This is a genomic window from Prosthecobacter sp. (genome assembly GCF_029946185.1).
GTDB lineage: Bacteria > Verrucomicrobiota > Verrucomicrobiia > Verrucomicrobiales > Verrucomicrobiaceae > Prosthecobacter.
In genome coordinates, this window is sequence record NZ_JAQSEA010000269.1 from 1 (window position 1) to 9193 (window position 9193).

The 9193-nt window shown below is 56.7% G+C and carries 12 protein-coding genes; 10 read left to right on the forward strand and 2 right to left on the reverse strand.

The window, feature by feature from the left end; genetic code table 11:
• Positions 1-987: site-specific integrase (locus PSV43_RS22025; RefSeq protein ID WP_300202809.1), on the forward strand; the 987-nt coding region annotated here is incomplete at its 5' end.
• 284 nt (positions 988-1271) lie between these two features.
• On the opposite strand, the gene PSV43_RS22030 is transcribed toward PSV43_RS22025, so the two are convergent.
• Positions 1272-1643 (reverse strand): helix-turn-helix transcriptional regulator, encoded by a 372-nt coding sequence (locus tag PSV43_RS22030; protein ID WP_300202811.1) that lies wholly within the window; start codon positions 1641-1643, stop codon positions 1272-1274.
• Here PSV43_RS22030 and PSV43_RS22035 point away from each other — a divergent pair.
• Both PSV43_RS22035 and PSV43_RS22040 read left to right on the forward strand, forming a co-directional pair.
• A complete protein-coding gene (locus tag PSV43_RS22035; RefSeq protein ID WP_300202814.1) occupies positions 1642-1893 on the forward strand; it encodes a hypothetical protein in 252 nt (83 codons plus the stop codon). The two genes, PSV43_RS22030 and PSV43_RS22035, sit on opposite strands and share 2 nt — an antisense overlap.
• A gap of 13 nt (positions 1894-1906) precedes the next feature.
• Positions 1907-2458: a hypothetical protein gene (locus PSV43_RS22040; protein ID WP_300202817.1), complete on the forward strand. Its 552-nt coding sequence runs from the start codon at positions 1907-1909 to the stop codon at positions 2456-2458.
• Here the strand turns inward: PSV43_RS22040 and PSV43_RS22045 are convergent.
• Positions 2455-3426, reverse strand: coding sequence for a tyrosine-type recombinase/integrase (locus tag PSV43_RS22045; protein WP_300202819.1), 972 nt, complete (start codon positions 3424-3426; stop codon positions 2455-2457). The genes PSV43_RS22040 and PSV43_RS22045 overlap by 4 nt on opposite strands.
• Before the next feature lie 240 nt (positions 3427-3666).
• Here PSV43_RS22045 and PSV43_RS22050 point away from each other — a divergent pair, with 240 nt between their 5' ends.
• From PSV43_RS22050 to PSV43_RS22080, 7 genes are all read left to right on the forward strand, one after another.
• On the forward strand, positions 3667-3954 hold the full coding sequence (locus tag PSV43_RS22050) for a hypothetical protein (protein ID WP_300202822.1): 288 nt from the start codon (positions 3667-3669) through the stop codon (positions 3952-3954).
• Between the two features lie 86 nt (positions 3955-4040).
• On the forward strand, positions 4041-4364 hold the full coding sequence (locus PSV43_RS22055; RefSeq protein ID WP_300202825.1) for a hypothetical protein: 324 nt from the start codon (positions 4041-4043) through the stop codon (positions 4362-4364).
• Positions 4361-4858, forward strand: coding sequence for a periplasmic heavy metal sensor (locus PSV43_RS22060; RefSeq protein ID WP_300202828.1), 498 nt, complete (start codon positions 4361-4363; stop codon positions 4856-4858). The genes PSV43_RS22055 and PSV43_RS22060 overlap by 4 nt, the downstream gene beginning before the upstream one ends.
• A complete protein-coding gene (locus tag PSV43_RS22065) occupies positions 4855-5424 on the forward strand; it encodes a sigma-70 family RNA polymerase sigma factor (RefSeq protein WP_300202831.1) in 570 nt (189 codons plus the stop codon). Before PSV43_RS22060 ends, PSV43_RS22065 begins: the two co-directional genes overlap by 4 nt.
• A 306-nt stretch (positions 5425-5730) precedes the next feature.
• Positions 5731-5997 (forward strand): hypothetical protein, encoded by a 267-nt coding sequence (locus tag PSV43_RS22070; protein ID WP_300202833.1) that lies wholly within the window; start codon positions 5731-5733, stop codon positions 5995-5997.
• A 252-nt stretch (positions 5998-6249) separates the two neighbouring features.
• A complete protein-coding gene (locus PSV43_RS22075) occupies positions 6250-7356 on the forward strand; it encodes a hypothetical protein (RefSeq protein WP_300202836.1) in 1107 nt (368 codons plus the stop codon).
• Positions 7357-7442: 86 nt separating this feature from the next.
• Positions 7443-9193 (forward strand): heavy metal translocating P-type ATPase (locus PSV43_RS22080; RefSeq protein WP_300202860.1); only part of this gene is annotated, 1751 nt, incomplete at its 3' end.

Below are 9193 nucleotides of genomic sequence, written 5' to 3' on the forward strand. Positions count from 1 at the left end.
AAAACCAAAGTCTTGAGCGTTGCCAAACCGCAACTCGCCGAACTTTTGCAGGACAACGCTTACCGCGATGAACTCAGCCAGGATACCGCCGTCACCGAAAAAATGACCGGCGCAGAAGCCTTGACCGTGCATGAAAGCAAACTGCAAAACGACCCGTCCACCAAGAAGGGCACCAAACGCTATTGGAAAACCGTCATTGCAGCTTTCAGGAAAAGCTGGCCCGCCTTGCTCACCACGGAGCTGCGCCGCGTGACTGTTGAACAATGCGAAGACTGGGCAGGCAAAGCAGTCAAAGCCATGTCGCCCATGCGCTTCAACAACTCGCTGCTGGTGCTCAAATCCATGTTCAGGATTGCCGTCAAGCGCGGCGTGCGCCGCACCAACCCAGCGCTTGCCATCAAACGGGCCAAGGTGCGTCGCAAAGACCTTTCCGGCAAGTTGCCCAACCAAACCCGCTTTAGCCAATGGGTGGCGGCGTTACGCAATGCAGGTGGTCGTTCATCAAATCACTGCGCTGATCTGGTGGAGCTTCTCGCCTATACCGGGATGCGGCTGGGTGAGTCCAATTATGTGCTCTGGCAGCACTGCGATTTCGAGAAGGGCGAAATCCTTGTCATCGGCACTCCCGAAGATGGCACTAAAAACGGCTCTTTCCGTCGTATCCCCATGATTCCGGCAGCAAAAAAATTGCTGGAGCGCCTGCGCTCGGAAAATGAACCAGCCTCTCTCAAAGAGCCGGTGATGCATATCAAATCAGCCTATGCAGCCATGAAGCGGGCGGCTGAAAGCATCGAAATGGCTCCCATCACTCACCACGACTTGCGTCATCTTTTCGCGACGATTTGCATCGAGTCAGGCGTTGATATACCGACTGTTTCGCGCTGGCTTGGTCACCGAGACGGAGGCGTTCTGGCGATGAAGGTTTACGGGCACCTGCGGAACGAGCATTCTCTTTTGGCGGCGAGCCGTGTTTCCTTTGGTGTTTAACGGCGCTCATCCACTTGGCCGCGCCTTTTGATACCGGCGCTTTCTTTTTAGCCTTGCGCTTGGCAGTGCGTTTTACATGCGATGCCGAGCCAAGGTAGCGCTCCGCGCCGTTTAGCAGTTTATCCACTTCCGATTGGGGGATTTGGATTTGGCCCAGCTTGGTAATGGCCTTCACCTTACCTGCATAAAGCTGGCGGTATGCCCAAGTTCTCTCCTTGCCGAATAGGGCAGCAAACTCCGCCGGGGTATATGTGACTTTGTCCGTCATTTTCAGAAGAAGGCATTCATTGATTCACTTTCCGGCCAAAACGATGCTGTTCTCCCGGCGGGAAAAGCACGGGGACAGGGAGTTTTAGTGCGCTCGAAATCTCGACCAACTCAAGGTCAGTCACGCATCGAATGCCTGACTCGATCTTTGCCAAGGTTTCCCTCGAAACATCCCAGCCACTCCGTTGACACAGACCCGCAAATTCTGACTGCGACATCGCCAAGTGCGTGCGGTGCTTGGCGAGTTGTGGACCGATGAGGTTCTTGGCAGTGCGGGACATTACACCCTCAGGAAATAGATCAGATTCCGTTTGCGTCAGTTCTGATTTCAGAACAATGTTCGGTATTCGGAACATAAGTTCCGATTTCAGAACAACATCCACCATCATGAATATCATCGTTATGCGTCGCATCGGTCCCGATCCTCACAAAGGCGGGAGAAAATCGTCGAGTTCATCAGGCTGCCCTGACATCCTGGAACTCGACAGTGGCGATTTCGCCATCATCGGCCAGGACATCACCGCAGCAGCCATCCCCGCGCTCCCTTCATCCGCAGGCTGCGCAGCGGAGGAGCGGGTCATCCGCATTCCACGCGAAATTCTGCTTCGCGCCAAAGGCGACATCGCTCGCCTTGCATGAGATCGCACCCCTCTTGCCTACGTCCCCACATTCTGTTACAAGGCAGGGTGTGGGGATTTTTGTGGAGTGGTTCGGGTCCAACTGGTTCAACTTGTTGCAGACCACAGGTATCGTTGCCGGGTTGTTCTTCACCGGACGCTCATTCCTCTTGGACACCAGAATCAGGCGGATTTCAAATCTGCTCAACATCACCGAGCATCACCGCTCCATCTGGCAGCAGGTGATCGAGAGGCCAGGCCTGCTGAGGGTTTTGAGCGCAGACGCCAAGCTCGACATCAAGCCCGTTACGCTTGAAGAACGCATCTTTGTGAACCTCATCATTTTGCATCTAACCGCTGTTATGGCTGCGATCAAAGGCAGGGTTCATGAGCAACCGGCAGGTCAGGACGAGGACTTGCGAGAGTTTTTCAGTTTGCCCATTCCAAACAAGGTTTGGAAGGACTCCAAGCGATTTCGAGAGCCGGAAGTGGTCGCTTATATCGAGTCATTGATTGCTGAGAAAACGAAGAAACGAAAGTCGCGCCGAAGTCGTCGTCACTCGTGGCTTCGCCGTCGCTGGAGCTAATAGCTCACTTTGAATGTGGGCGAGTCTTCCGGTTTGGTTTTGCGCCTGTCGTAGAGCCGTGTTGTCGAAATGCTTGCGTGCCCAAGCCATTCCTGCACCTTTGCAATGTCCGCTTCGTGGTCGAGCGCGTTGGTCGCCGCAGTTGCCCGCAAGCCATGCACACACACCGCACTTGGATCGAGGCCAAGCGCACGGGCATACTTCCTCACCACGTCTTTGTAGATGCCGTGTCCGGTGAGTGCTTTTTCAAGCGTTCCCAGTGAATTCTTGACCGGGCGAAAGAGAGCGTTGTCGTTTTTGTCGCCATGCTCCGAGCGTTCCAGATACTCACTAATGCGCTGCGAACTGTGTGGATGCACAGGCACGAACCTGATTTTCCCACCTTTGCCCAGAACACGGAAGTGCATCACGCCCCGGCGTGATTGCACATCTCCGACCGATAGCGAGCAGACCTCAGCACGACGCAGACCATGGAAAAGGAGAACTGAGAGAATGGCACGATCACGCAGCCCTTTGAGCGTATCAGCATCGGGCGCTTCCAAAATTGCCTTCGCCTCTGCATCACCAAGAGCTGGAGACTTGCCTTCATTCGATCCTTGATTGGGGCGCTTCACGCCATCGGCAGGATTGAATGGAACAGCGTTGCACTCGCATAGATAATCGAACAGCGATGCAACCGCCGACAGTTTGCGGCGCACTGTCGCAGCTTCCAGCGTTCGCGTTTCAAGCTGCTTGCGCCATGCGATCAAGTGAGAGCGCTTTACGAGGCGGAATTCTTCTGCTTGGCGTATTCCAGCAAACGTCGTGAAGTCATGCACATCGCTCTTGTAGGCTCGTCGAGTGTTCGCGTTTTCGATGTTTGCGAACCACTCAACTTCTGGAGGCACATTAGCCAAAGTCTGAAACTCTGATGCCGTCAGTAAACGATTTTTCGTTTCAACGACCAAACCTGAAGAACCATTAACCATTCCACACTCCTCACCCTTGAGTCATTATAGTAATGATAAAATACATTATCAATACCACCTTACGAATTGCTGACAAACCCAATTACGTAATCTCAAACTGTTGCACTTCTGCAACGGCGCACGGAAAACAGGGGGTATTCAGCGGGAGCAATGATTTTCAGAAAATGGAGGGGTTGGCGACGGACCGGAGTTGAATAGCATGAACGCCCGCATGGGTGTCCAACCAAAACAAATCCAACCATGAAAACGAAACTCACCTTCCTTGCTGCGGCTTTGCTCGTCGGCTTCAGTTCCACCAGCGCAATCGCGGGACGTGACTGGAACTATTTTCCCGTCACACCACCGAAAGCCAGCGCTCCCGCGAAGCCTGCCTTCAAGTCCTGCTGCGAAACCAAGACGAGCTACAGCACAGCTCCTAGTGGCCGTGGCCTCCAGGCCAACAAGAGCATCGTGTGCAACACTGGCTGCGGCGCACCCCACGCTGGCAAGAACTGCAATGCTGCCGAACGCAAGCAGTGCGCCAACTAATGGGCCAGCAAACCAGCTTACCCGCCCGGCATCGGATGATCTGGCGGGTTGTGCTCAGCTTATCACCCGCCACATTTCCCCCCGCCATGAATGACGACGAAATCGACTCTCTGATCCGCCGAACTCACCCAAAGCCAGACCTGCCTGCCGCCTTTAACCGTGAAGTGTGGGAGCGCATTTCAATCGCCGGTCAGGACTCCTTGGGTGCCAAGTGGCGCGAATTTGCGGATGCGTTGTTCCTCTGGGTTGCCAAACCCGTTCCTGCTATTGCCGTAGTCACCGTGATGCTGGCGGCGGGCGCTGGACTTGGTGGCCTCACCGTAAGTGAGAGCAGCGCATCCGCACAGCGCACGGCGTATTTTGCCTCCATTAATCCCCTGCACCCCGGCCATCTGGCTGAACAAGAATGAAACGTGGCCTTTTCATCCTACTTCTGGCTTTGACGGCTTCCGCCGGGGCTTTTTTCATTACCCGCAATCAATGCCAGTGCGGCACGAGCCTGAGCGCCTCCGTGCATGATGGAGACACAATGCTGCCGGAACTGGTTTGGTTGCACGACGAGCTGAAGCTGGATGATGCCCAGTTTGCCAGGGTCAAGGAACTGCATCTGGCCTACCGTCCGACCTGTGAGGCGCTGTGCATGAAGGTGATGACCTCGCGCAGAAAGCTCGGCCAGCTCGCCGCCGTGGGCAATCTTTCGTCCCCAGAACTCGATGCAGCCCTGCAAGAGCAGGCTGCGCTGAATGTCGAGTGCCAGCGTGCGCTGCTAAAACACCTGCAACAAACCGCCGCTGTCATGTCCACGGCGCAGGCCCGCCAATACCTTGATGCCATGCTTCCCCAGGCCATCGGCGTAGCGGCGGAACCCGTCAGACACGGCCACTCACATATTGCGAAACCATGAGTTTTTCCGACGAGGATGATCTGCAGCTCATGCACAGGCTTTCCGCTGGAGAGGATCTGGCCCTGAACGAAATCATGCTGCGCTGGAGGGAGCGTGTCTGCGCGTTTTTGCTCCGCATGGTCGGAGATCACGCCACGGCCACCGATCTTGCCCAGGAGACCTTTGTGCGGCTCTACACCAGCCGGAAGAGCTACAAGCCATCCGCCGCTTTCTCGACCTACCTCTTTCACATCGTCGCTAATCTGGCACGAAGCCATGCGCGATGGAAAAGCCGTCATCCGACAGTGCCGATGGAAAATGAATGCGGCGTGCTGGTGCATGATCCTGTCGATCCATCCCCCGCTCCCGATGCCGCCGCCGAACTCGCGGAGAAAGCCCATTTCGTGAACCAGGCTATCGCACGGCTGCCCGCAGAAATGCGTGAGGCGCTGCTACTTTTCACTGTGGAGCAGATGAGCCACGCGGAGATCGCCACCGTGCAGCGTTGCTCTGCCAAGGCCGTTGAAGTGCGAGTCTATCGGGCGCGTCAAATGCTCCGCGAGATGCTTGATGCAGGGCGCATGTGATTATGGCGGAACGCTTGTTCTGATCTTGCCTGTCGTTCCGCATGTCCTGCCAGGATTGTCAGAACCAGGTCATCGCAATGATGAAGACCGGCAGCCTCACCAAGCAAGTTTGCGAATCCTGCGGTGGAACCCTGCGTCACTGCAAGCAGCACTAAAGTAGCCACCAGCCATGAATCGACGCCACCTGCGCCCAAATACAGGTGGTGTTTTTTTCTTGAGGGGTTGGAAGCTTTGCGGAGTTGCACTGGTTGCCTGCCATTTATCAGGCGCTCACAAACCCAAAATCAACGACCAACAGACCCAATTATGAAACTTACCCTCGCCCTTCTCTCCAGTCTCCTTTTTGGAGCTGGCCTCGTCAAAGCCGATGAAAAACACGATCACGGCGTTCCTGCTACCTACCCCCTGAAAAAGTGCGTCGTCTCCGACGAAGACCTCGGCACCATGGGCAAGGCAGTCAAGGTCACCCATGAAGGCACGGATGTGTATCTTTGCTGCAAGTCCTGCACGAAGGACTTCAACAAAGAACCTGCCAAGTTCGTCGCCAAGGTGAAAGCCGCAGAGAAGAAGTAAATCCCGCTTCACATTCAGCAAATTGACACTCTCGTCACATGAAGAAAACACTTCTCGCCATTCTTGCGGTCGGCCTGACCGCCTTCACTCTCAGCAGTTGTGCAGCCAAAGGCCAGCAGGCCAAGAAAGCGCACTGTTCGAGCTGCGATCAGCATTAGTTGTTCGCTGCCTATGGAGACTGGTCGGTCCCAACCCCGGCCAGTCTTTTTGTCGTTTAGCCCATGAAAGCGCCCGCAACAGCCTACATCAGCCATGAAATCCATCCTTTCCTATTGGTTGCTCCTCGCAGCCTCAACGCACGCACAAGTGCAGATCGAATCACTCCCGGAGCCGGGCATTCAGCCGCAGGTCGCCATGACATCAGCAGGCGTGGTGCATCTGGTTTATCTCAAAGGTGATCCCAAAGGCTGCGACATCCGTCACAGCACCCGCCGCGTGGACGGCGGCGCATGGTCTGCACCCATCACGGTGAATAGCGAGCGGCGTTCTGCCATTGCCGCCGGCACCATTCGCGGAGCACAGATCGCGCTGGGAAAGGATGGCAGCGTGCAGGTCATCTGGAACGGCAGCACGAGTGACAAATCCGGCAAGATGACCCAGGCACCGCTGCTCCATGCCAAGCTGCTGCCAGGCGCAAAGGAATTTACCACACAACAAAATCTGATGGGCAATACCACCGCACTCGATGGCGGCGCATCCATCGCGGCGAATGAGAAAGGCCATGTCGCCATCGTCTGGCACGCCGCCCCTGCGGGAGAGACGGGTGAGAGCGCACGCCTTGTCTGGGCACGTTACTCCGCCGATGACGGCGGCACCTTTTCGGCCCCTGTGCCGCTGAACCCCACGCAGTCGGGTGTGTGTGCCTGCTGCTCGCTGCGGGCACATCTGGCCGCAGACGACACGCTGAGCGTGCTTTACCGCGCCGCTACCACCCCGACCGAGCGTGGCATGACTCTCATCACTCAGAAAGCCGGACGCTCCACGCTGACAAAGCTCGATGAATGGCGTGTTGCCATGTGCCCCATGAGCAGTGCGAGCCTCACGCCCAGCTCGGCAAATCTGCGTGCCGCCTGGGAAAATGACGGTCAGATCGTCACCGGTATCTTGGGCGATACTGCTTCAATTAAAAAGATCGGGCCGAAGAATGCAAAGCATCCGTCCCTCGCCCAGAACTCGAAAGGACAAACCCTCATCACCAGCGTCACGGGTTCCGGCTGGAACAAGGCTGGCGGTTTGCATTGGGAACTGCTGGATGCCCAGGGCCGCGTCACTGAATCCGGCGATGGTGACAAGCTGCCCGTGTGGAGCTATACTGCGGCTTACTCCCGACCCGATGGCAGCTTTGTGATTCTGCACTGACACCAACGCCAGTGCCTTCATAGAAAGTGGGGTTGCGCCTCATAGATCCGCCAGTCTAACGCTCACAAAAATCACAAGGACATGCCATGAAAAAATGCTACGATCACCCCAAGCCAGAAGCGACCACACAGAAAGACTGCTGCCAAACAGGCCATGCTGAACATCACAGCGAAGTGCGGCCTTCGTCAGGTGCCAAATACTTTTGTCCGATGTGTCCCGGAGTCGAGTCCGACCAACCCGGTGACTGTCCCAAGTGCGGTATGTCCCTGGAGCGCAATCCCGCTTGGAAAGCCGAGACAAAGACGCGCTACACCTGCCCCATGCACCCCGAGGTGGTGCAGGATCAACCGGGCGACTGCCCAAAATGCGGCATGGCGCTGGAGCCGATGCTGGCCGCTCGCGATGATGACGATGAAGGCGGTGAGGAACAAGATTTGCGCCGCCGACTTTGGATCTCCAGCCTGCTGACGCTGCCCGTCTTCATCCTGGCGATGGCGCATCTTCTACCTGGCTTGGGACATTCGCATTGGATCAATGGCGATTTTTCACGCTGGGTGCAGGCCGTGCTTAGCACACCGGTGATACTTTGGGCAGGTGCGCCGTTTTTCCGCCGTGGTTGGAACTCACTGCGCTCCGGCCATTGGAACATGTGGACACTCATCAGCATCGGTGTCGGTGCCGCCTATGCCTACAGTTTGGTGGCAATTCTTTTTCCATCCTTGTTCCCAGTCTCCATGCAGATGGGAGGCAAGGTGGCGCTCTATTTCGAGGCGGCAGCCGTCATCATCGTGCTCGTCATCGTAGGCCAATGGTTGGAAGCCCGTGCCCGCAGCCGCACAGGCAGTGCGATCCGTGCCTTGCTCGATCTCGCACCACCCACAGCACGCCGCATCACAAACAGCGGTGACGAAGACATCCCGCTGGAAGCAGTCAAGGTCGGCGACCTCTTGCGTGTCCGCCCTGGCGACAAAATCCCCGTGGATGGCATCGTCACCGAAGGCGCTTCCTCCGTGGATGAGTCCATGCTCACAGGCGAACCTTTGCCTGTTGAGAAAATCATCAGCAACAAAGTCTCCGGTGGCACGCTGAATACCACGGGCAGCTTTGTGATGAAGGCCGAGCGCGTCGGCAGCGAAACATTGCTCTCGCAGATCGTGGACATGGTGGCACAGGCACAGCGCAGCCGCGCACCGATCCAGGGACTCGCGGACAAATTTGCTTCGTTGTTTGTGCCAGCCGTGCTGGTGATCGCTGTGCTCACCTTTGGGATCTGGTGGTGGTTCGGACCCGAGCCACGTCTTGCCTTTGCCATCGTCAATGCGGTGGCCGTGCTCATCATCGCCTGTCCCTGTGCGCTTGGTTTGGCGACGCCCATGTCCATCATGGTCGGTGTTGGGCGTGGTGCCCGTGAAGGCGTGCTGGTAAAGGATGCCGCAGCACTGGAGCGGCTGGAAAAAGTCACGACACTGCTGGTGGACAAGACCGGCACACTCACGGAAGGCCGGCCGCATTTTTCCCAGGCCATACCTGCGGGTGATGAAGCACCAGACACCCTGCTCCAGCTCGCAGCCTCCCTTGAACAGTCCAGCGAGCACCCGCTCGCCTCAGCCGTGGTGAAAGGTGCAAAGGAAGCCAGCCTGCCATTACTTCCTGTCGAAGACTTCGCCTCCCACACAGGCGGTGGTGTATCAGGCCGCATCGGCGGACGTGTCGTGCTCATCGGCAAAGCAGCCTTCCTTCGGGAACATGGCGTGAGCGATCTTGAAGCTTTGGAATCACAGGCTGTCCAGCGTCAGGAACTCGGCGAGACCGCCCTCTACATGGCTATTGATGGTCG

What these genes read in the sequence shown, in the direction of transcription:
- PSV43_RS22035 (WP_300202814.1), top strand. Translation starts at nt 1,642, where the DNA reads ATGAATATCATCGTTATGCGTCGCATCGGTCCCGATCCTCACAAAGGC.
- PSV43_RS22070 (WP_300202833.1), top strand. Translation starts at nt 5,731, where the DNA reads ATGAAACTTACCCTCGCCCTTCTCTCCAGTCTCCTTTTTGGAGCTGGC.
- PSV43_RS22060 (WP_300202828.1), top strand. Translation starts at nt 4,361, where the DNA reads ATGAAACGTGGCCTTTTCATCCTACTTCTGGCTTTGACGGCTTCCGCC.
- PSV43_RS22030 (WP_300202811.1), bottom strand. Translation starts at nt 1,643, where the DNA reads ATGATGGTGGATGTTGTTCTGAAATCGGAACTTATGTTCCGAATACCG.
- PSV43_RS22065 (WP_300202831.1), top strand. Translation starts at nt 4,855, where the DNA reads ATGAGTTTTTCCGACGAGGATGATCTGCAGCTCATGCACAGGCTTTCC.
- PSV43_RS22075 (WP_300202836.1), top strand. Translation starts at nt 6,250, where the DNA reads ATGAAATCCATCCTTTCCTATTGGTTGCTCCTCGCAGCCTCAACGCAC.
- PSV43_RS22050 (WP_300202822.1), top strand. Translation starts at nt 3,667, where the DNA reads ATGAAAACGAAACTCACCTTCCTTGCTGCGGCTTTGCTCGTCGGCTTC.
- PSV43_RS22055 (WP_300202825.1), top strand. Translation starts at nt 4,041, where the DNA reads ATGAATGACGACGAAATCGACTCTCTGATCCGCCGAACTCACCCAAAG.
- PSV43_RS22045 (WP_300202819.1), bottom strand. Translation starts at nt 3,426, where the DNA reads ATGGTTAATGGTTCTTCAGGTTTGGTCGTTGAAACGAAAAATCGTTTA.